The 21,591-nt window shown below is 64.6% G+C and carries 22 protein-coding genes and 1 pseudogene; 5 read left to right on the top strand and 18 right to left on the bottom strand.

Features of this window, described 5'->3' with window-relative positions; genetic code table 11:
- Positions 1-21: 21 nt before the first annotated feature.
- A complete protein-coding gene (locus tag AOC05_RS09950) occupies positions 22-267 on the bottom strand; it encodes a hypothetical protein (protein WP_157374956.1) in 246 nt (81 codons plus the stop codon).
- 886 nt (positions 268-1,153) lie between these two features.
- Between AOC05_RS09950 and AOC05_RS09955 the strand changes: the two genes are divergently transcribed.
- Complete coding sequence (locus AOC05_RS09955) at positions 1,154-1,894, top strand: IclR family transcriptional regulator (RefSeq protein WP_062007082.1); 741 nt, start codon at positions 1,154-1,156, stop codon at positions 1,892-1,894.
- Between the two features lie 9 nt (positions 1,895-1,903).
- Here the strand turns inward: AOC05_RS09955 and AOC05_RS09960 are convergent, their stop codons facing one another.
- The 6 genes from AOC05_RS09960 to AOC05_RS09985 all read right to left on the bottom strand — a co-directional run bounded on the left by AOC05_RS09960 (position 1,904) and on the right by AOC05_RS09985 (position 9,579).
- Entirely contained in the window at positions 1,904-3,262 is a 1,359-nt protein-coding gene (locus AOC05_RS09960; RefSeq protein WP_062009616.1) for an MFS transporter, read from the bottom strand.
- A gap of 115 nt (positions 3,263-3,377) precedes the next feature.
- Complete coding sequence (locus tag AOC05_RS09965; protein WP_062007083.1) at positions 3,378-6,584, bottom strand: AAA family ATPase; 3,207 nt, start codon at positions 6,582-6,584, stop codon at positions 3,378-3,380.
- A complete protein-coding gene (locus tag AOC05_RS09970) occupies positions 6,581-7,747 on the bottom strand; it encodes an exonuclease SbcCD subunit D (protein WP_062007084.1) in 1,167 nt (388 codons plus the stop codon). The genes AOC05_RS09965 and AOC05_RS09970 overlap by 4 nt, the downstream gene beginning before the upstream one ends.
- A gap of 55 nt (positions 7,748-7,802) precedes the next feature.
- Positions 7,803-8,741, bottom strand: coding sequence for an aquaporin (locus AOC05_RS09975; RefSeq protein WP_062007085.1), 939 nt, complete (start codon positions 8,739-8,741; stop codon positions 7,803-7,805).
- A 70-nt stretch (positions 8,742-8,811) separates the two neighbouring features.
- Positions 8,812-9,219 carry a DUF202 domain-containing protein gene (locus tag AOC05_RS09980; protein WP_082357909.1) on the bottom strand — a complete coding sequence of 136 codons (408 nt, stop codon included), beginning with the start codon at positions 9,217-9,219 and terminating at the stop codon, positions 8,812-8,814.
- 3 nt (positions 9,220-9,222) lie between these two features.
- Positions 9,223-9,579, bottom strand: coding sequence for a YidH family protein (locus AOC05_RS09985; protein WP_062007087.1), 357 nt, complete (start codon positions 9,577-9,579; stop codon positions 9,223-9,225).
- 145 nt (positions 9,580-9,724) lie between these two features.
- On the opposite strand from AOC05_RS09985, the gene AOC05_RS09990 reads away from it, so the two are divergent.
- Positions 9,725-10,807 (top strand): ADP-ribosylglycohydrolase family protein, encoded by a 1,083-nt coding sequence (locus tag AOC05_RS09990; protein ID WP_395939517.1) that lies wholly within the window; start codon positions 9,725-9,727, stop codon positions 10,805-10,807.
- 7 nt (positions 10,808-10,814) lie between these two features.
- On the opposite strand, the gene AOC05_RS09995 is transcribed toward AOC05_RS09990, so the two are convergent.
- The 4 genes and pseudogenes from AOC05_RS09995 to AOC05_RS18925 form a co-directional block, all read right to left on the bottom strand.
- Entirely contained in the window at positions 10,815-11,360 is a 546-nt protein-coding gene (locus AOC05_RS09995) for a DUF4395 domain-containing protein (RefSeq protein WP_082357910.1), read from the bottom strand.
- 73 nt (positions 11,361-11,433) lie between these two features.
- Positions 11,434-12,432, bottom strand: a complete 999-nt coding sequence (locus tag AOC05_RS10000) for an exonuclease domain-containing protein (RefSeq protein WP_062007089.1) — start codon at positions 12,430-12,432, stop codon at positions 11,434-11,436.
- A gap of 101 nt (positions 12,433-12,533) precedes the next feature.
- Positions 12,534-12,857 carry a hypothetical protein gene (locus AOC05_RS10005; RefSeq protein ID WP_157374957.1) on the bottom strand — a complete coding sequence of 108 codons (324 nt, stop codon included), beginning with the start codon at positions 12,855-12,857 and terminating at the stop codon, positions 12,534-12,536.
- A gap of 80 nt (positions 12,858-12,937) precedes the next feature.
- A pseudogene (locus tag AOC05_RS18925) lies at positions 12,938-13,652 on the bottom strand (ABC transporter ATP-binding protein); the annotation flags it as partial.
- Positions 13,653-13,874: 222 nt separating this feature from the next.
- Between AOC05_RS18925 and AOC05_RS10020 the strand changes: the two are divergent.
- Positions 13,875-14,573, top strand: coding sequence for a VTT domain-containing protein (locus AOC05_RS10020; protein ID WP_230085295.1), 699 nt, complete (start codon positions 13,875-13,877; stop codon positions 14,571-14,573).
- A gap of 71 nt (positions 14,574-14,644) precedes the next feature.
- Here AOC05_RS10020 and rdgB read toward each other — a convergent pair whose 3' ends face one another.
- The 7 genes from rdgB to clpS all read right to left on the bottom strand — a co-directional run bounded on the left by rdgB (position 14,645) and on the right by clpS (position 19,551).
- Positions 14,645-15,265, bottom strand: a complete 621-nt coding sequence (gene rdgB / locus AOC05_RS10025; RefSeq protein ID WP_062007094.1) for an RdgB/HAM1 family non-canonical purine NTP pyrophosphatase — start codon at positions 15,263-15,265, stop codon at positions 14,645-14,647.
- A complete protein-coding gene (rph, locus tag AOC05_RS10030; RefSeq protein ID WP_062007095.1) occupies positions 15,265-16,005 on the bottom strand; it encodes a ribonuclease PH in 741 nt (246 codons plus the stop codon). Before rph ends, rdgB begins: the two co-directional genes overlap by 1 nt.
- 85 nt (positions 16,006-16,090) lie before the next feature.
- Complete coding sequence (locus AOC05_RS10035; protein ID WP_062007096.1) at positions 16,091-16,627, bottom strand: hypothetical protein; 537 nt, start codon at positions 16,625-16,627, stop codon at positions 16,091-16,093.
- Positions 16,628-16,770: 143 nt separating this feature from the next.
- On the bottom strand, positions 16,771-17,568 hold the full coding sequence (locus AOC05_RS10040) for an MBL fold metallo-hydrolase (RefSeq protein WP_062007097.1): 798 nt from the start codon (positions 17,566-17,568) through the stop codon (positions 16,771-16,773).
- Positions 17,565-18,539, bottom strand: a complete 975-nt coding sequence (gene murI / locus AOC05_RS10045) for a glutamate racemase (RefSeq protein WP_062009621.1) — start codon at positions 18,537-18,539, stop codon at positions 17,565-17,567. The genes AOC05_RS10040 and murI overlap by 4 nt, the downstream gene beginning before the upstream one ends.
- 147 nt (positions 18,540-18,686) lie before the next feature.
- A complete protein-coding gene (locus AOC05_RS10050) occupies positions 18,687-19,253 on the bottom strand; it encodes a DUF2017 domain-containing protein (RefSeq protein ID WP_062007098.1) in 567 nt (188 codons plus the stop codon).
- A complete protein-coding gene (clpS, locus tag AOC05_RS10055) occupies positions 19,246-19,551 on the bottom strand; it encodes an ATP-dependent Clp protease adapter ClpS (RefSeq protein ID WP_062007099.1) in 306 nt (101 codons plus the stop codon). Before clpS ends, AOC05_RS10050 begins: the two co-directional genes overlap by 8 nt.
- A gap of 103 nt (positions 19,552-19,654) precedes the next feature.
- Here clpS and AOC05_RS10060 point away from each other — a divergent pair, with 103 nt between their 5' ends.
- A complete protein-coding gene (locus AOC05_RS10060; protein ID WP_420480394.1) occupies positions 19,655-20,929 on the top strand; it encodes a nicotinate phosphoribosyltransferase in 1,275 nt (424 codons plus the stop codon).
- Between the two features lie 11 nt (positions 20,930-20,940).
- Entirely contained in the window at positions 20,941-21,558 is a 618-nt protein-coding gene (locus AOC05_RS10065; protein WP_062007101.1) for an isochorismatase family protein, read from the top strand.
- Positions 21,559-21,591: the final 33 nt, after the last annotated feature.

A 21,591-nucleotide genomic window follows, 5' to 3' on the forward strand; every position in this document is an offset into this window, starting at 1 on the left:
AGCCTAGGCCACCGTGCGGTCTTAGGTGATAGGCGGCGTGTCGATGAGCTGAGTCTGTTCGACCTTCAACGGTTTCAGGCCGAGCCTCAGGAAGGACGCCAGACTGAGGTCGCGGCCCACCGAGAGCCTGGTGCCGGTCTTGTCCCGATAACTTTTGGGCGGCAGGAAGCCGCCGGGATTGAAGATATTGGCATGTCGGTCGGTGCTGGCCACACTGTGCACGCCCGATCCCGCAGGAAGTGTGAACTCAAGAGGATGAGAGGGCACTTTCGCTCTCGGCACCTTCGCTACCACGAGATCGACTCGCCAGCCACGAACTTCTCAACTATCCGCGGATCATCCAAGAGATGCTCGACGGCGAGGTCATCGTCAAAGTACCGGGACGGCGAGCATAGCCAAAAGACAAGGTCCTCGTCGTCCATCTCTTGGGCGCGCGCCGCGCCGATCAACGTCGGGACGACGTCGTGGACCGTGCCCGATGTTCGGTCGAACTGAAACCCTGGGTAGAGGTACGCAGTGGTGGACTCGTCTCAACGTCCAGTGCCGCGATGGCAGGACCCAGGGCGGAGACGCTGTGCCGCATGTTGACGACGTCGGCAAAGAGGCGCGAAAAGGCTCCTCCAGCGGCGTAACGTGAGTACACGTCTTCAAGGACATTCGGCGCATGGGAGCCACCCTTCCGCAGACGGCAACTAGTCCGCCGGACCCTTCGATGGGGACTGCACCGCAACCTTCGAAAGTACCGCTCAGTGCGGCGAGCTCATCAGAGAGTGGCTGTTTCAGATCAGGTTTTCCCGCCCCTTTTTACGAATACCCATCATCCTTTTCCGAACGTTTCTTACTCTCTACGCTTGCGTTGTTTTCGTATCAGTGGATTCTTATGATCAGGTGATTTTCTGCGGATCGTCAGCCGCGGAAAACAGGCAGGACACGGACACCAATCTGGAGGATTCATGGAAACTATAACCACAGGTCAGCGGCACATTCCGGGTAGGCTGGGTCCCTGTCGGATGGTGAGCCGACAACCGCCCGCTCACAAGTTGTGGTCCCGCCCGGCCACCCGCCGGTTTTTCCAGCTGGCCGGGCAATTCACTGCCACAAGGTGCGGGATGTACTTTTCTGCACCAGCTGGGCCAACGCCTAAGATAAGGCCATGACCTGGACCCCCACCGAATCCGGAACTGCCGCCCCAACCGACAGGCAGCCGCCACATTCCCAGACACTCTCGCGCGGCATCCGGGCCTTGGAGCTTCTTGCCGAGGCGCCGGGCCCGCTGACCATTGCAGAATTGGCCACAGCGCTGGGCGTCCACCGGTCAATCGCCTATAGGATCTTACGCACACTCGAGGACCACTCGCTGGTGGTGCGCGACTCCGCCGGACGGTTGACGCCCGGCCCGGGCTTGGCCGTCCTGGCGCGCAGCGTATCCACCGATTTGCAAGGCGCGGCGTTGCCGGAGCTGACGCGCCTGTGTGAGGAGGTGGGCATGACCGCGTTTGTGGTGGTCTGGGATCACCAGGAGTGCGTAACGCTAGTAGCCGTGGAACCCCGGAACGCGGACGCAACCTTGGCCCAGCATCCCGGGACCCGGCATCCCTTGGCAGTCGGCGCCCCAGGAATTGCCCTGCAATCCTTGTACACCCCGGCGCAATGGCGCAATCTGGTGCCCACCCAGGACTACCGTCCCGAGGCTGCTGCGGCCGCGATCCATGGTTACGCTACAAGCCATGACGAAGTCATTCGAGGACTCTCCTCTGTGGCCGCACCCGTGAGAATTCCGGGGAAGCGGCCGGCCGCCGTCGCCGTTGTCTATGTTCAGACGGGGCAACAGGACGCGCGCATAGGTGAAGCCGTCCGCGCCACAGCCACCCGCATCGAAGCCGCACTGGCTTAGCGCACCGGCTTAGCGCACAGTCACCTGGCGGCGCAGGACCATGGCGCTGGCCAGTCCCAGCAGGAACAAGGACCCGGCGGCCGCGATCGGCACAACAAACGCACTCTGGTAGCCGGAAGATTGGGCCAGGGCCCCGGCGATGGAGGAGCCCAAAGCGGTGCCGGCCACCACACCGCTGGCCAGCGCCGTCATGACGGTGCCCATCCACTGCGGAGGGGCAATGACCGAGCCCACGCTGAAGATGGCGACCATGGTGGGGCCCACGGGAAGCCCCACCAGCAACAGCACCACGATCATGGTGTCCAGCGAGTCGGGGAGCAAGAACATCACGGCGCCGGCAGCCATCAGCCCGGCTGTCAGCGTCCACCGCCACGCATGCTTGAAACTCACCGGCCAATACGCCACCGACAAGGCGGTGACCGCCGAGCTGGCACCCATCACTGCATACATCAGCCCTGCCTGGTCCACCGAACCAAACACGCCAGTAAAGGCTGTCAAGGCTGTTTGGGAGGAGCCAAAGAAGGCGCCCATGCACACCATGCCCGCCACGGGAACCGCCACCTTGAACCAGTTGACCGATTCCGCGGGCAGGTATCCAGCGTTGTCGGCGATCCCGGAATGGCGCCCGGTGACCGCAAGTTGCGTGGGGTGGACGGCGAACATGGTCACCAGTGTCAGGGTCATGGCGGCGGCCAGGACCAGCGGCAGCCACGGCGCCACCATGAACGCCAGCAGGCCCACCAGAGCGGGTCCAAGCACGAAGGTGACCTCATCCGCGGTTCCTTCCAGCGACAAGGCCGTGTCCACCAGCGGGCCCTGCTGTTCCGTGGGCATCTTCTTGATCAGCGCCATCCACCGCACCCGGGACAGGGGGCCCACCTGGGGCGAGGATGCCCCGGCCAGGAACGTCGTGCCGAGCACGGCGGCAGTGGCAGCGGTGGTGAACTCGGCCGTCGCGTACACAAGAACGACGACGGCACCGACCGCGATGGCGTTGAGCACAGCAGCGACCAGTAAGACGTGTTTTTGGCCAAGCCTGTCGGCCAGATAGCCGATAAGAGGGGCGCCGATCGCGGCGCCCACCCCTACGGCGCCGGCAGCGAACCCGCCAATGGCATAGGACTGGCTCACGGCCGTGACCAAGGTCAGCACGCCAATGGTGAGCATCGCCAGAGGCACGCGTGCAAACAGGCCGAGCGGAATATAGCTTTTGCCGGCGATGCGCGGCAGCATCGAATAGCGGCCCACTTTTTTAGCGGGTGCAACAACATCCGGTGCGGGCGTGGCGTCCCTGGCCGTGTCCGTGCCAGGGCCGGGAGCCGCGTCGGAGGTGGGCGAATCGGGAACAGGGAATTTAGGGGAAGTCATCAGCATCCGGTCAGCGTAAAAAGAGTGTGCACCGTCCCCCCACCCGGTGCACCGAACCCAAATACCCTTCTAGTCTACCGCCCGGCGCGGAAACAGCCCAGAATCCGCGGCCGGCTCAGAGTTCGCCGATGGACAGGGTTGAACCGTTGCGCCCCTTCGTCACCTGGAGGTGGACGGGGATGCGGGTCTTCATCTCCGCCACGTGGCTGACCAGGCCCACCACCCGGCCGCCGTCGCGCAGTCCCTCCAGCGCATCCATGACCTGGTCCAACGATTCCTCGTCGAGGCTGCCAAAGCCCTCGTCGACGAAGAGCGTCTCGATGTCCAGTCCCCCGGATTCCTGCTGCACCACATCCGCCAGTCCCAGGGCCAGGGCCAGGGACGCCATGAACGATTCACCCCCCGACAAGGTGGAGGTGTCTCGGCTGCGCTGGGTCCACTCATCCACCACCTCCAGGCCGAGCCCCGATTTCCTGTTGCCGCCGGCCTTCGCATCGGTGTGGCTGAGCGTGTACCGGCCCCCACTCATGGTGGACAGCCGTGAGGAGGCGGCGCTGGCCACCTGTTCCAGCCTGGCGGCGAGCACATAGCTGGTCAGTGTCATCTTCAGCTGGTTCTCGCCCCCGCCGCGGACGGCCTCGGCCAGCCCGGCCAGCAGTGCCGACCGCTCCCGCAGTGGCACCACCTGCTCTTCGCACTGCGCAAAGGCTGCGTGCGTCGCTCGCAATTGCGCCGCGGCCTTCCTGGCCAGCCCCAGGTCCACGGCCGCCGCTGCTGCTTCGGTGCGCAGTTGCAGCGCATCCTCGCCCAGTTGCGCCAGCTCCGTCGCTCCGGGCGCGCCGAGCCCGGCCCCGGCTTCCAGCGCCGCCTCCGCAACCTCAGCCCGTTCCAACTGGGCCGTGTTCAATGTCCCGGATCGCTCAAACGCCGCCACCTGGTGCTGCAATTTTTCCACGATCGGCTGCGCCGCCAACGCGGCACGAACCTGCCCTACGTCCTCAAAACTGCTCCGGCCCAGCGCCTCGAGCAGCGCCTGGGCCGCAGCCACACTGGCCAGGGCCGTGGATTCTTCCCTGCGCAGCGCGGCCATCAGCGCACCCGTGGCCTGCTGGGCGGAGGCGATGGCCGCCTTTCGCTGCGCCAGCGAAGCAAAGCCGGCCCGGGCCACGGCCAGCCCCGCCTCCAGACCTTCAATTTCCCTTACCAGCCCTGCATTCCCTGCCGTCAGCGAGGCAACGACTCCCGTGGCCGCCAGCAGGGCGGTTTGGGCTGCGGACACGGCAGCCTCGGCGACCTCGACGGCTGCGGCCAGGGCCACCAAGCGCGCCGCTGCGGCGACGGCAGTATCGCGTTGCTCTTTGGCGAGCACGACCGCGGCCCGCGCCTGGGCCAGCTCGCCGTCGCCGCCGCGTTCGGCGAGGACCGCGAGTTTCTGCCTGGCCTGGGCAAGCACACCCTGGGCGTCGGCGGCCTGTTTCTCGGCGGCCTCACTGGCTGTTTTGGCCTTCTTTTCCACCTGGACGGCGTCCGCCCCCGACCCGGCCTGTTCCGATGGCGCCGGGTGCGCTGTGCTGCCGCATACCTGGCACGGCTCACCATCCACCAAGGTGGCCGCCAACTCCCCGGCCGCCAGTGACAGCCGGCGCTCCACCGCGTCAAGCCAGTTCGCCCTCGCCCTCACGGCGAGTTCCCGGGCCGCCAGCTCGGCCCGGGTCAGTTCCTCCGTGGCGGCCTTCTGCGCGGTGTGTGCCATGATGCTGGTGACCAGCTCGGTTGCTCCGGTATGCCGTTCCCGTGCCTGCTGGACGGGAACGGCGTCCTCGCGCAGCACTGCCACCTCCGACGTGGCCGCCAGCAGCCGTTCCCTGCCCGTTGTTTCGGCAAGCTGTTGCGCCGCTACCTCGGCGGTGGCCGCCGCGAGCTTTTCCTCCTCTGCGACCAGCTGGGTTCGGGCCTGCGCTACGCGCTGCTCGCCGGGCATCGCGGCGGTAACCGCGGCCACCTGGGCGGCCAGCTCCTTTTCCACCAGCTCCAGCAAGGGCAGCTCCGGTTCGGCCAACACCAGCAAGGAATGGGTGGCAGTCTCTGACGCGGTCGCGTCGTTGGCCTGAGCGGCACCCACCCGGGTTGCCAGGGCATCCCCGGCGAAGGCGTCGCGGGCCCGAGCCACGGCGAGTTCTGCGCCGCTTTGCTCTGCGGCCGTCTGATCCGCCGCGTCCACGACGGCGGCCAATACCCGGGCGCCATGGTGCCGGCGCAGAGTCTGCTGCCATTGTTCGGCGTCTGCAGCCAGCAGTTTGAGGCGTTCTTGTTCCGCCAGGGCGGCGTCCCTGATGGCGTGCCTGCTGGCGCGTTGTTCCGCGGCCGCCACCGCCTCGGCTCCGAGGGCGGCGCGGCGTTCGGTGTCAGCAAGGTCGGTGGCGGCCCGGTGCACAGCCTGGGCCACCGATTCGGCCAGCCAGGCAAAAAGCTCGGCGCCGTTGGAATGCAGGCCCGGTTGATCGGGCACCTCTACTGGCGCGGCGGCAGCAGCCACAGTACCGGCACCGGCAGCATCGGCCCCCTGTGCGGCGGCAGCATCGTCCTCCTGTGCGGCGACGTCCTCTCCCCCAGGCACGTCGCCGTCGACCAGGCCAGCCCCTTCTAGTACCGCTGCCGCCTGGCTGCGTGCCAACTGTTCGTGGGCCGTCAGCTGTGCCATGCCGGTACCCAACTGGGCTGCCGCTTCCTTGGCGTCCGTGCCAAGGCGCAGCTCCAGGTCCTGGTAGACCTCGGTTCCGAAGAGCTTCTCCAACAGTTCTTCACGGTCCTTGGCGCTGGCGCGAAGGAACGCCGCAAATTCGCCCTGCGCCAGCAGGATCACCTTCGTGAATTGTTCCATCGACATGCCCAACAGCCGCTGGATTTCGCTGGCCGCCTCGTCATTACGCTGCGAGAGGGCCACCCAGGCGCCGTCGATCTTTTCACGCAGTTGCGTGCTGGCCTGCTCCTTGGTGACGCCGGTGCCGCGTTTCGCTGGCCGCATCCACTCGGGGCTGCGCCGTACCTCAAGCCGCCGACCGCCGGCGCTGAACTCGCACACCACCTCCGGCCCCGTGCCTTCGGCGGCGTGGTCACTGCGCAAGCGTTTGAGCGAGCTCTTGCGGGCGCCTGGCAGCTGCCCGTACAAGGCGTAGGCCACGGCGTCGAGCACGCTGGTCTTGCCAGCCCCGGTGGAGCCGTTGAGCAGAAACAGCCCCTGTGCCCCAAGTGCGTCAAAGTCCACTGATTCCTGCCCGGCAAAGGGGCCAAAGGCTTGGATGTCCAAACGGTGGATTCTCACAGGGCCGCCTCCTGGGCGTGCACGGCGGCCAAGGCCTCGCGCAGGACCACTTGTTCGTCGTCGTCGGCGGGCCGGTGCCGCACATGGTCAAGGAAGCCGCAGCACAAGTCGAGCTCGTCGACCGCGTTTGCCACTCTTTCGCTGTACGACTTCTGTGCCAGATCCCGGGCGTTCTCGGGTTCAAACATGAGCACCAGAGTGTGCGGGAAGCGTGTGCGCAACCGTTCCATCGCGTTGGCCGGGCGGTTGTTATCTGTCAGCGTGACCTGGCAAAAGTGGGTTTCGGCCGCCGCCCACTGCGGATCCGCCAGCAGCTCCTCAAGCTTTCCGCGCAGCAGGGAAAGTCCCCGCTGCACCGGCCAGTCGACCTTGCGGACCTCTCCGCGTCCGCTGGCGGTGACCTCTACGAGCCAGGCGCCCTTGGTGTGGGCGGCTTCGGAGAAGGAATACGGCAGCGGGGACCCCGAGTACCGCACGGTTTCGCTGAGCTTCTGCCGCCCGTGCAGGTGCCCCAGGGCGGTATAGCTGAAACCGTCGAACAGGTCCAGGGGAACAGCCCCCACTCCACCGATCGACAAGTCACGCTCACTGGCTGAGGTGATTCCACCGCTGGCAAAGGTGTGGGCCAGCACCACGGCGGCGCTCCCCGGCGCCCGCGTTTCTAGGTCCGCGGCGATCTTTTGCACGGCGGCCTCCGTGACGGCGAAGTGGGTGGGGGCCTCCGCTCCCAGTTCATCAGCCACAAGCCGCGGTTCCAGATACGGGATGCCGTAGATGGCAAGCTGCGCCCCCCCTTCCCCGGAGGTGAGGGGCAACAGCAGTGGTATGGCAAGGTCGGCCACGCGCGTACGCAAGTGGACGCCTCCGCGTTCCATGATGCGCCCGCCAAAGCCCAGCCTGGTGGCCGAGTCATGGTTGCCGCTGGTGATCATGATCGGCACACCAGCCTTGTTCAACCGGGCCAAGATGTCATCAAAGAGGTTCACGACATCCACGTTGGGCATGGCCCGGTCGTACACGTCCCCGGCTAGCAGGACCACGTCCACGCCTTCGTCCACCACCGTGGCCAGCAGCTGGTCCGCAAAGCGGCGCTGGGCCTCCAGCGTGCCCACGCCGTGAAACGACCTGCCCAAATGCCAGTCCGAGGTATGCAGTAACTTCATGGTTCAAAGCTATCCGACGCCACCGACATTCTGGGCCGGATTCCAGCTGGGCGAGTTATTTGCCCTTGGAGTCGAAGAAGTCCTGGGCGTCGTTCTTCTTCGCTGCAGCCTCTGAGGCGGCCGGTGATTCTTTGGCAGCGGGGACGGCAGGGACCGGTTTGGGCAGAGCTGACTCGTCGTCGTCCTCGGCCGGAGCAGTGGCTGGCTCAGGGGTGTCGGAGGACACAAGGCCGTCCACCGGCTCCTGCACCGGGGCCGGCGCACTGGCCGGGGCAAAAGAGCGGTATATGGCGGCGGCCAGGGCTGCCCCGAAGAGCGGTGCCAGCCAGAACAGCCACAACTGGCCCATGGCCCAGGAGTCGGCAAGGAATACCACGGACGTGGCACGGGCCGGGTTCAGCGAACCGTTGCTCAGCGGCATGGTGATGACGATCGCCACGGCGAATGCCAGGCCGACGGCGATGGGGCCCATCGTTGACTTGTTGCGTGAGGAGGTGGCACCGAGCAGCACGGCAACCAGCACGGCCATCAGGACGATCTCCACGATCAACACACCCACCATGGGTACCTGTGAGGGGGAATGCGAGTCAAAGCCGTTGGCGAGCGCCCCGAAGAGCTTCGGGGTCTCCGGGGTTGCCCCCGCCGGCATGACCTTCAGCAGCGCCAGAAGAACCACAGACGCCAGTAGGGCACCGATGGTCTGGGCCACAACGTACAGCACCATGGAGAGCCACTTGATCCGCCCTGCCACGGCCATGGCCAGTGAAAACGCGGGGTTGAAGTAGCCGTTGGTGACGTGTCCGAAGGCAATCAAGCACACCAACAGTGCCAGACCATAGGCGAATCCGATGGTCGCCGCCGAGCCTGTGGGGCTGAACAACGCAGTCGCCAGTCCGGCAAAGACGATGAAGAAGCTACCCAAAGCCTCAAGAGCCACTCGGGTACTGAGCGGGTAGGCCTGCACCGTGGCCGGCGTCGTTCCAGATGTTCTCATGGAAAAGTCCTTGCGTAGAAACTTGCGTAGAAAGAAGAAAAGTTCGTGGCGTCGATGGACGAAAGTTGCCTCACATGCCCAAGGCAATGGCGCAGATCGCGGCAACAGCCAGAGCTACTATAGCGGCCGATCCTGTACGTAAGGTAAGCGCCGAAACGGCGATGTCACCTTCGTGCTCCAGATCTGCGACGCCGGCGCGCAGCAACCGTATTCGGTGCACCGCACAGACCACCAACGTCAGGGTGGTCAGGCAGGCCACCATGGCGCAGATGCCCAGGCCGATCACGTGGGCCGAGTATCCCTGGCTGAACAGGCCCTCGGTGCTCCCACCGGAATTTTCGTGCGTCAGGGCGGTCAACCAGCCGCGCCAGATGAGGATGGCGGCAATGATGGCACTCATGATGGTGCGTCGCCAGGACAGGGCGGTGCGTTCAGGTTGCAGCCCGGGGTCCCGCACTATTGCTGGGGAGTCTTCCACCGTCTAGGGCCGGGCCAGGATCAAGATGGCAAAGACCACTGCGGCGGCCGACACCACTACTGTCATCCCCATCAGCAGCCAGGAGTGCGGCAGTTCCTGATCGTTGCGCATGGCTTGCTCCTGATGGGCCCAACGCCGGTAGCTGACAACGGCCAGCGCAGCGCCAATCAAGGCCAGCACCATGCACAAGATGACCCGGACGGCAGTCGGTGCAATTTCCGGGGCCAGCTGGTCAATGGCCACCGCCCCTGCCAGCAGTGCCAACGCGGTGCGGACCCAGGCCAGGAAAGTCCTTTCATTGGCCAGGGAAAACCTGTAGTCAGGTGTTTTCCCTGTACGGCGCCAAGCGGGGTCGCGCATGCTTCTCCTTCAAGTTGGTGGTTTAGCCTCGATTCTACGGCCCACTGTTATCGAAATCATGTCCGCACCGCCAGTGCCAGCGCACCGGCAGCGCACCGGGTGTGGGCGGGCACGGCCCCCTGCCGGTAAATTGGGTCTCATGACTATTGCATCCGAGCCCGTCAACGCTCCCCCGGCCGATTTTGCCACCCGAGTGCATGGAACGCTCATGGGCGGGGCGTTGGGTGACACGTTGGGATATTTGGTGGAGTTCGATTCGCTGTCCGAGATCAAGACCACGTTTGGGCCCTCCGGCCTGCTGGACTTGTCCCAGGCCTCCGGTCAGCTGCACTTTTCCGATGATACGCAAATGACCCTGTACACCCTCGATGGCCTGTTGGAGGTTCTGGAGTGGGCAAACGGCGGGGTGGGGGCAGATGCCAACGCCTGCCAGTGGCTGGCGTACCTGCGCTGGCTGAAAACCCAGGGCATCCGGGCCGCCGGCCACGCCCCGGAGCAGCCGTCGCGCTGGATTGACCGCCAAAGCGTGCTCCACCACCAGCGGCACCCGGGAAATGCCTGCGTCACCGGGCTTGCCACGGGGGAAATGGGCACCACTTTCCGCCCTGTGAACCCCGATTCCAAGGGCTGCGGCACGGTCATGCGGTCGGCCCCGTACGGCCTGCTGCCGAACGTTCCCGCCGAGACTATCTACAAAATCAGCTTCGATGCCGCCTCCTTGACCCACGGCCACCCGTCCGCGCGCCAGTCGTCGGGGGCGTTCAGTTGGCTCATCCACGCCCTTGCCATCCGTGGGCTCTCCCTGCGCGGGGCGGCCGAATCTGCCAAGGCCAGGGCCGAGGAGGAAGCCGGGGCGGACCCGGACTTGTTGGCGCGTCTTGACGCCGCCCTCACCCTCTCCGCCAAGGACGGCGCCCCCCTCTCGGGTGGTTCGCTGACGGATGCGCTGGGGCTGGGTTGGGTGGCCGAAGAAGCCCTCGCCGTGGGTATCTACGCCGTTCTTGCCACCGCGTACGACTCGGCTTCGCCTGTGGAGCATTTTCTAGCGGCCATGCGCCTGGCCGTCAACCACGACGGCGACAGTGACTCCACCGCCTCTATCGCCGGGAACATCCTCGGCGCCTTCTACGGGGAGTCAGCGTTTCCCTTGGCCTGGCTAAAACTCGCCGAGGCTCCGGCGCTGATCCGTCACCTTGGCGCCGAGTTCATCAAGCTCACCGCCGGCTAGGGACGCCTCAGGCCTGGCCGGGCGTGAGGTTGGTGCATTCCTGGCAGAGGCCGGCCGGGATCAAACCTCGCCGCGCCAACGCCCCGAACATGATGCAGCCAAGGCACAGGCCCATGCAGGACTCCAGCGAGGCCGCCACCATCAAGAGCGCCATCAAGGCCCAGCCGGCCATTGGCACCCCGAGCAGCAAAAGCACCAAGGCGCTGATCGAGAGGACGGCGCCAATGCCTTGGGCGAATCGCTTGGGCGGGCCGGGGACGAGTTTGGGCTCGCCAAGCAGCGGAGCCAGAACTCTGACCGAGAAGATGGCTGCCGGTGAGATGCGGGGGCCAAAAGCCACCCGCAAGAGGAAGCCTGCCGCGATTGCCGCCACCAACCAGATCTGTGCCGACAGGACCGCGGCCAGTGCCAACACCAGCACAAGACCCGCGGTGAACCGGGCGGCGTGCTCGTTCACGGGGTTGGGAAAGGCAAAGAGCTCCTTGATCCGGCTGCGCTGGGGCACCTGGATGAACTCGGTGGCGGTGGAGCGGCGATCGCTGAGCTCGGTCATTTCCCCAGAGTAGGACCAAGCAGCGCAGGCGCCCAAGCATTGTTGCCTTGCATGACGTTGGGCAGGGGCTGCGCTAAGCCACCATCTGCATGAACTCGCCCTCGGAGAGCACCTCGATGCCTTGGCCGCGGCGCTGGAGTTCGAGCACGCGTTGTGCCTTGGAGGTGAGCCGGCCGCTGCGCAGGTCCGTGGCAGTGAAGCCGCTGCCAACCACCAGCACCGTGGTTTTGAGCGTCACATTGCTGGCACATTGGGCACCGTAGCTGGCGGCCCGGCGCTTCGCCTCCGGGCGCCCCACACCCAGGTCTCCGGTGAAGACGAGCGTCTGCCCGTACAGGGGGTGCGATCGTTCCGCCGCCGGGTTGGGGACCGGGTTGGGTCCCTCGGTGGCCCAACCCGAACTCCCGCCCCGGCCGGAGGCAGGCCCGCCGCCGGCTTTCAACTCGGCCATTTTCTCCAGGGCTGTGCGCGTGGCCTTGGACATTTCATCCGTGGTCGGATCGTAGGAGTCGATGTGGGGCATGGCCAGCTTCATCGATGCAAAGACCTCGCGCACGCTGGAAGCGTTGTGCTTGCCCGCAATGTCAACCATGATGCCGGCGCACGCCCGGGCGTCCTCCACGGCGTCGTGGTGGTTGAGCAGCGGTACGCCGGCGGCCTCGGCCACAAAGGGCAACGAATAGGAAGGAAGGGAATAGTTTTTGCGCGACAGCACCACCGTGCACGCGTAGTCAAATCCCGGGGCAGCCATCCCAGAAACCTCGGAGGCGGAGCGGATCACGCCAATGTCGAAGGCGGCATTGTGGGCCACCAGCGCGTCGGCGCCAATGAATGCCTGCACCTCGGGGAAGACGTCCCGGAAACGCGGCGCCGTCACCACCGCGTCGGGGGTGATCCCGTGGATGGTGATGTTGCGTGAATCGAAGTGGTCGTGGCCCTCCGGCGGACGCATCAGCCAGTAGCCTTCCTCGACCACCACTCCGCTGCGGACCCTCGTCAGGCCCACGGAACAAGGGGAACCCCTAAATCCGTTGGCGGTTTCAAAATCAATAGCAGTAAAGTCCACAGGCACCCTTCAAGGCTACCTCCCCGCCCCGACACCGAACGACGGCGGTGGGCGGGATCCGCGTCCAACCCCGCCCACCGCCGTCGTCCTCCAGCTAGGTATGTCAGCTAGGGAGTGGCGCGGCGCAGCGTCAGGTACGCGGCGACGGCGGCCACGGCAAGGGAGAGCCCCATGACCAGGGTCCGGTCGCTTGCCACCGCTTGTAGCCGGTGGCTCCCCATTGGAGGGCAAACATGCGCCCGTTCAGGCCCCCACCCCTGCGAGGTGGTTTCCACGGCGCCGAGGGCCACGTAGAGCCCCGAAACGGCGGCCGCCACCACGGCAAACAAGTCGACGGTGCCAATGAAGAAGCTGCGCCGGCTCACGCCCAGGCCTTGGGAGAGGGGGAAGGTCAGCGTCAGGGACTGGATTCCCCGAGCGAAGGAGGCCACCAGGGTCACTGGCGGTATGCCCAGGAACGTCCATTTATTGATGAGTTGCGCCCTGGCTTCGCGTCCGCAGCCCCGGAGTCGAGGGTCAAGGAGACAAGCGCCCCAATGTTCTGAGGGTGCAGGATCTTTCGTCCGGCCGCAAGGACTCCGCCCGGGCACTGTGACCGGCGACGTTGACGGCGGATCCGCGGATGTTCTCGGCGTCGTCGTCCACGATGATCCTGCCTTGATCGATCACGATGACGTGGTCAAGCAAGTTCGGCACCTCATCAATCAGGTGGGAGGAGAGCACGATGGTGCGCGGGGACTGTGCGTAGTCTGGCAGCAGGCGGTCGTAGAAGAGCTGTCGGGCCACGGCGTCCAGGCCCAGATAGGGTTCGTCGAAGAAAGTGAGCTCGGCCCGGGAGGCAAGTCCGATGATCACACCGACGGCCGACAACTGGCCGCGGGAGAGCTTGTTGATACAACGCTTGAGCGGAAGCGCGCAGTCGTCGGGGTACTTTTGGGATTCCCGGATTAAACAGATCCGGCTCAGTACCTTGTCGTTTTCATAGGGGGCTGTCCGAACACTGACTCGGTGCCGGTACTGGCAAAGCCCTGGGCGGTGAGAATGGACATGAGGGTTGTCTTGACGGCGCCGGGTTCGCGCGCCAGCATTTGTGCCAGCTGGTCACCGTCGATGCCAGGCTTTCTTGCTTCGCGGGCCAGCGGGCTGACGTATTGGTCATAAAAATCATCGCAGCGCCTGCCCACCAATACGGTCAACACGTGATCCACGATGTCGCTTTCAATCATTTGCGCAATCTGCAAGAAGCTCGGCTTGCTGTCGTCGATCACCGACGGACCCCGGACATCGGCGATCCAGGCCCTTGCCGAAAGGCCCATCGCTTAGCTGGTTCACTACTCATGAAACTAAGTGCGAGGTCGATGGGACCGGTGTCAAGGATCGGTTTCCACCCGCGGTCGGAGGTTTCCCCCAGCTATGTACCGTAATCTTGGACGGTGATACTTTCTGCCTTGAGCGACTTCGCCCTGCCCGCACTCATGGGTCACGGCCCTGCCCCAACTCTGAGCATCCTCCCTGACTGGCTGGACCCCCAGGTGATCCTCGGCAACGAGGCCATCGGCTTCTGGGTTGTCATCATCGCCTGCGCCATCATTTTCGCCGAGACCGGCCTGCTGGTGGGTTTCTTCCTGCCCGGCGATTCGCTCCTGTTCACCGCTGGCCTGCTGGTGAGCACCGGCCACATGCCCATCAACATCTGGGCCCTGATGTCCATGTTGATCCTCTGCGCCTTTGTGGGCAACCAGGTGGGCTACCTGATCGGAGCCAAGGCCGGCCCTGCCATCTTCAACAAGCCCGATTCCAAGCTGTTCAGGAAAGAACATGTGGAGCATGCCCACACCTTCTTTGAAAAGCACGGTGGCAAGGCCCTGATCCTGGCCCGTTTCGTGCCGATCGTGCGCACCTTTGTCCCCGTGATCGTGGGCGTGGCCCGGATGAACATGCGCCACTTTGTCATCTTCAACGCCATTGGCGCCGTCCTGTGGGCCGGTGGTGTGACCCTGCTCGGCTACGCCTTGGGCAACCGTTTCCCGTGGGTCCAGAAGAATCTGGACATCATCTTCATCCTGATCGTGCTGGTCTCGGTGCTGCCGATCATCTTTGAGTTCACCAAGGCTTTCCTTTCCAGCCGCAAGGCCAAGAAGTCCTAACCCTTACCCTTAACCAACGACGGCGACCCACGGCTTGAGAGCCGGGGGTCGCCTTCTGTTTGTGGGCCGGATTAAGAGAGGGCCTTCACAATGTGCGGCAGGAGCGCCCTGAAGGCGTTGCCCCGGTGGCTGATGGCGTTCTTCTCCGCGGAGCTCAGCTCGGCGCAGGAGACCTCAAGGCCCATGGGCGCCAGGATGGGGTCGTAGCCGAAGCCGCCCTCTCCCCGAGGCGCCGCCAGCAGGGTTCCCTCCAAGGTTCCTTCTTCCACCACGTCCAGCGTTCCGTCGGGGCTGGCCAGGGCGGCCGCACACACGAAGCGGGCGCCACGGTATTCGGGGGCAATATCTGAAAGCTGGGCGAGCAACAGTTTCAGGTTCGCCGCGTCGTCGCCGTGGGTTCCTGCCCAGCGGGCCGAGAAGATGCCCGGCGCCCCACCCAGGACATCAACGGCCAGTCCGGAATCGTCGGCAATCGCCAGAACCCCAGTGAACCGTGCCACGGCCTGGGCCTTCAGGCGAGAGTTTCCGGCAAAGGTGACAGCCGTTTCGGCGACGTCGGGCGCATGCAGGGCTCCAGCATCGACCACGTCGGTGTCCACGTCCAAACCGGGTACCTGGCCGCGCAACAGTTCGCGCAGTTCGCGCAGCTTGCCCTGGTTGTGGGTGGCCAGGACCAGTTTGGGTGCAGGCATCAGAGGCCGAGGGTTTCGCGCTGGATCTGGGTCAGTTGCGTGGTGCCGATTAGGGCCAGATCAAGCAGCGCGTTGAGCTCGTCGCGGTCGAACGGCGCGCCCTCGGCGGTGCCCTGAACCTCGACAAACTTGCCGGATCCGGTGACGACCACGTTCATGTCCGTCTCGGCGCGCACGTCTTCAACATAGGGCAGATCCAACATAGGGATACCGTCGATGATCCCGACCGAGATGGCCGAAACCGTGTCGACAAGCGGCTGGGCGTTTTTGGCGATCAGCTTGTTTTCCTTGGCGTAGGCGATGGCGTCGGCCAGGGCCACGTAGGCGCCGGTGATCGCCGCGGTGCGGGTGCCGCCGTCGGCCTGCAGGACGTCGCAGTCCAGGACGATGGTGTTCTCGCCCAGCGCCTTGGTGTCAATGATGGCGCGCAGCGAGCGGCCGATCAGGCGGGAGATCTCGTGCGTGCGGCCACCGATTTTCCCCTTGACGGACTCGCGGGAGTTGCGGGTGTTCGTGGCGCGCGGCAACATGGCGTACTCCGCCGTAACCCAGCCGGTGCCTTCGCCCTTGAGCCAGCGCGGCACGCCCGGCGTCAGGGAGGCTGTGCACAGTACACGGGTGTTGCCGAACTCGATCAGGGCCGAGCCTTCGGCCTGCTTGGACCAGCCGCGGGTGATGGTGATGTCGCGGAGCTGGTCGGGGGTGCGGCCGTCGGCGCGCAAGGTTTCGCTAGTTGTCATGAACCAAGCTTAACGGGCGTAGGGGCCCCGGCCGAGCGCGGCGAGGTTGCGGAGCCCGGTAACCGTCAACGGCCGCCGTGGTGGCTTATTTGCCACCCTTGTTTGCGAGGCGGACGTTCTTCATGTCTGAAAAATACTTCGAGCCCGGGGCGATGAAGCAAAAGATGAGCGCCACAATCCCGGCCAGGACCTGCAAAATGGTGAAGATACCGTCGGGCATCGTCAGGTTCAACAGATGTGTCAGCGAGATGGCTGCCAGCACGGCGCCCACGATGCGCGCCCAGCCTCGTCCGGCCTTGATCAAGAAGGCGATGGCAACGTATAAAATGACGGCCAGCACTGCGGTGACGATGACGGTGCCAATGGAGAAGGACACCGTGATCCCCACGACGTCTTGGTTTGTTGCCGGCACATCCTGCTTGGCGATCTCCGCCGCAATGCTATCCCTGAAGGCGGCCGTGGACATGAACAGAACACCGAAAATTGCGGAGATGACCTGCATGACCGCCGCCGCCATGATGAGCCAGAAGGCCCAGCGGATCTGTTGCGGGCGTTCCGGCAGGGCAACTACGGACTGTCCCGACCATTCGGGGTTGTAGCTTGGCATCGGCATGTTGCTCATATGTAGTGAGTCCTTTTCGTGTCTTCTTCGACGGCACAGTCCCCGTCTGCTTCCTTCGAGCCTAACCGTCTGTCGGCACAACACCAGTAATCCTTTTGGACGGGATTCACTCGCGGCCCTGCCTGCCAACCAGTGGTATGGGTCTAGATCATGTAGTGCACGCCGGCTACGGCAGCTGCAACGTCCCCGGAATAGACGCCTCGAGCCTCGGCCACCACGGTGTTGGCATCCGTCCAAACAGGAATATGGGTCAGCAACAGCCTGCGGACATTGGCCCGGGTGGCGGCCTCACCAGCCCGCTTGCCCGTCAGATGCACATCCTTGATGGCGTCGTCGCGGCCTTCCTCGAAGGCCGCCTCGCAGAGGAAGAAGTCCGCATTCTCGGCGGCGTCCTCAAGTGCTTGGCAGGAATCCGTGTCGCCGGAGTAGGTCAAAACCACAGTCCGGTCAACACCGGTGCCATCATATTCGGTGGATTCCACCCGCAGTGCGTAGGCCTCTGCGGTGGGATGGTTGACGCTGAACGGGGTGACCTTGAACGGGCCAACTGTGACGGGAACACGTTCGGCCCACAGCTGGAAATCAAACTCTTCACGCATGCCCGGGTCCAGATCCAGGCCGTATGCGGTGGCGAGCCTGTCCGCGGTTGCGGCAGGGCCCCACACGGGGATGCGTCCGCGATTCCAGCCATGGGGGCTCCATCGCACTGCCACATGCAGGCCGCACAGGTCCATGCAGTGGTCCGGGTGCAGGTGGCTGAGGAAGATCGCGTCGATGTCTTCTAAATCCATATAGTTTTGCACCGCACCCAGGGCCCCGCTGCCCAAGTCGATCAGGATGCGCCACGGCCTCACACCGTCGTGCGCGGTCAGCAGGTAGCAGGACGCCGGTGACGCCGGCCCGGGAAAGGAACCACTGCATCCCACTATCGTCAATTTCACGTACGCTCCCCCATTGCAATGCCCGGAATAGCCAGTTTGCCGACCGAGTCGTGCAAAACAAAATTGGACATCCGAGATGACGTGCCGCCGGAGGAGGAGGCGTTGGCCGCGCCGATCATCTCGGGGGTGATCTTGGCCATTGATCCGGTGGGGTAGTGCGCCGAGACGTGGCTGACGTGTTCCACACTGCGCACCTCCGGGCCCAGGAAACGCCGGGCCAGCACACCGAACTGCCCGGCGTCACCGGTGGCAAGGAAATTGTGCGTGGGCGGCGCCGTGGAGACCCGCTCCAGATCGTGGTTGACAAGGGCCTTGTAGACGTCCTTGGCGGTTTCCTCCGCACTGGAGACCAGTGTCACAGAATCCCCCATGACGTAGGAAATCACCCCGGTTAGCAGCGGGTAGTGGGTGCAGCCGAGCACCAGCGTGTCAACAGCTGCCGCTTTCAGCGGGGCAAGGTAGGCCTCTGCGGCGGAAAGCACTTCCGGCCCCGCCGTGATGCCCGATTCCACGAACCGGACAAATTCCGGGCACGCCACGGAGGTAATCCGCAGCTCTGGCGCCGCGGCAAAAGTGTCCTCGTACGCTTTGGAGCCCACCGTGGCAACGGTGCCAATGACGCCCACATTACCGCTGCGTGTTGCCGCCACCGCCCGGCGCACTGCGGGCTGGATGACCTCGATCACAGGGATTCCGTACCTAGCCGTGTAGCGTTCGCGCGCGTCACGGAGCACGGCCGCGGAGGCGGAGTTGCAGGCGATGACAAGCAGTTTCACACCGGCGTCGACCAGCTCGTCCATGACACCCAAGGCGTTGGCCCGGACCTCGGCAATGGGCAGGGGGCCATACGGGCCGTTGGCGGTGTCCCCCACGTACAGGATGGACTCGTTGGGCAGCTGGTCGATGACCGCCCTGGCCACGGTCAGCCCGCCCACGCCGGAGTCAAAAATGCCGATGGCTCGCTCGGCCATCGCTTGCGGGCCTGCTGCGGCAACCGGCTGAGTTGTGGATTGAATGTCCCAGGGTGTTGTGCTCATGATCGTCTCAGGATAGATGCAAGCCCGCCCACGTGGGGGGATTTCGCCTCGTCTGCTTTGTCACAGACACCCGCACCGGCACTACTTTCCGCTCTTCAGGCCCGCCAGCATCGCCTGGACCAGGCTTTCCTGCAACCAGGAAACAAAGTTGTAGACCAGCGAAAGGTAGCTTTCGACGTCGTCCGCGTCGCCCCAGTCCTGGACCTGGTGGACCCGCTCCGCGTCGTTTTCATCACGGATTTCCAGCCGCTCGCCCAGGACCAGACGGACGTCGTTCAAGGCCATTGACCACAGTTTGGCGGCCCCGGCGTCCAGGACAAGCTTCTCGCTCTCAAGGCCCAAGGAGGCGGCGCGCAGGGCGCCGATCTTTGTTTCCCGCAGTGAGCGTTCGGTGAGCTGGCGAAACTCAAGGGCGGCGTCGCCGTCGTCCTTCACAGCGTCCGGCAGCAGCCGCAGCAGCGCCGGATCGGTGGGTACGGCAACGTCCATGTCCAGACCGATCAGGGCCGCCAGCGGGTCCTGATGGGCGGGTGAGGACGGTTCCAACATGACGATGATGTCGGCGAAGAGCTTGCGCAGCAGGTCTCGCTCCGCAGGTTCAAGGTAGCCGGTGATCCCGCGCCGGCCGGAGGTGAATGCTTTAGCCACGTCCGTCACCTTTCTGAACCGTGGCCCACAGGCCAAAACCGTGCATGGCCACCGCATGGGCTTCCATTTTTTCCTTCGAGCCATGGGCGACGGCGGATTTGCCTTCCGTGTGCACCTGAAGCATCAATTGGGCCGCTTTCGCCTCCGAATAGCCAAAGTAGCTTTGAAAGACATAGCTGACGTAGCTCATCAAATTCACTGGATCGTTCCACACGAGCAAATCCCAGGGGATGTCCGGTGCGGAGAATGTTTGGGTGGATAGATCCCGATCAGTTTCCGGGGCTGTGCTGACACTCATGTGTCCATTCTAGTGTCGCGGCACTAGAGTAATTTCCGTGACTACCGCATCAAGATGGGGCCAACCCCGCACCTCCTTGTTTACCGACAACTACGAGCTGACCATGCTCCAGGCGGCATTGCATTCCGGGACCGCCCACCGCCGCGGGGTTTTTGAGGCGTTCGCCCGACGCCTGCCTGACGGCCGCCGGTACGGGGTTGTCGGTGGAACCGGACGTATTTTGGAAGGCTTGGAGAACTTCCGCTTCGGGACTGACGAGCTGGATTTTTTGGCCAATAACAAGGTGGTCAATGACGAAACCTTGGCCTGGCTTGCCAACTTTAAGTTCTCCGGCGACATCTACGGTTACGCAGAGGGCGAACTCTATTTCCCCAATTCGCCCATCTTGACCATCGAATCCACCTTTGCCGAAGCCTGCATCCTGGAAACGTACGTGCTCTCGGTGTTGAACCACGACTCCGCAATCGCCTCGGCCGCCTCCCGGATGATCGGCGCTGCAGGCTCACGCCCGTGCATTGAGATGGGCTCACGCCGCACGCATGAGGAGTCTGCCGTGGCCGCCTCACGTGCCGCCGTGATCGCCGGTTTCCACAGCACCTCCAACCTTGCATGCGGCCTACGCTACGGCGTGCTGACCCAGGGTACTGCCGCCCACTCCTTCACCTTGTTGCACGACACCGAAGAGGATGCCTTCCGCGCCCAACTGGCCTCCCTGGGCACAGGTACCACCTTGCTCGTTGACACGTACGACGTCGAAACCGCCGTCCGCCTGGCCGTGGACCTTGCCGGGCCCGCCTTAGGTGGCGTGCGGCTGGACTCCGGGGACCTGGTGGCCCAGGCACACGAGGTGCGGTCCTTGCTGGATTCGCTCGGCAACACCAGCACACGCATCACCGTCACCTCGGACCTAGACGAGTTCGCCATTGCGGCGTTGGCGGCAGCCCCGGTGGACTCCTATGGTGTGGGCACCTCATTGGTGACGGGCTCCGGCGCCCCCACGGCCTCCATGGTTTACAAGCTGGTCTCCCGCGAGGACGACCACGGCGAATTCGTCTCCGTGGCCAAGGCGGCCAAGAACAAGGCAAGCGTAGGCGGCAAAAAGTACGCCTTGCGCCGGCTCAACGAACGCGGAACGGCTACCAGTGAGGTGGTGGGAATCGGGTCCATGCCTGCCAATGACGGCAACGACCGACCCCTGATCCAGCAATTCATCGCCGACGGCGTGCTCACGCCCGGTTGGACGGGAGCCGAAGGGGTGCGCCGGGCTGCTGCCCGCCACACCGCTTCCATGGCGGAGATGCCGGGCGCCGCACGCAGGCTCCAACGCGGCGACCCCGTCATTCCCACAGAATACGAACAATTAGCAACCGCGACTTGAAGGACACCCCCATGGCCAAGGCACTCATTATTGTGGACCTGCAAAACGATTTTTGCGAAGGCGGTTCCCTCGCTGTGAAGGGCGGGGCCGCTCTCGCCACCGAGATCACCGAGTTCATCTCCGAGGCTTCCGACTTTGATTTCATCGTGGCAACCCAGGACTGGCATATTGACCCGGGCAGCCACTTCTCCGAGACCCCCGACTTCCGCACGAGCTGGCCCGTGCATTGTGTGGCCCGGTCCAAGGGCGCGGCGCTGCACCGCAACCTGGACACCGAGGACATCGACGCGTACTTCCGCAAGGGCAGGTTCGACGCCGCCTACTCAGGTTTTGACGGCCTGCTGGCCCCCGAGGACGAGGTTGCCGTGGGCGAACGCGAGGCGCACGAGTCCGCCGAGGACGGCGCTGAAACGCCTGTCAGCCTTGACGACTGGCTGCGGGAGAACGACGTCCAGGACGTGGTGATCGTGGGCTTGGCCACCGACCACTGCGTCCGCGCCACGGCACTTGACGCCGTCACAGCCGGCTACAACACCACCGTGTTGCGCGACTACGTTGCCGGCGTGGATGACGATGCCAGCGAGGAAGCCCTCGAAGAGCTCGAGGACGCCGGGGTCGAGATTAAATAGGCCGTTGTCCCGGGGGGCGTTGTGGTGATTCGA

The organism is Arthrobacter alpinus (genome assembly GCF_001294625.1).
Lineage (GTDB): Bacteria > Actinomycetota > Actinomycetes > Actinomycetales > Micrococcaceae > Specibacter > Specibacter alpinus_A.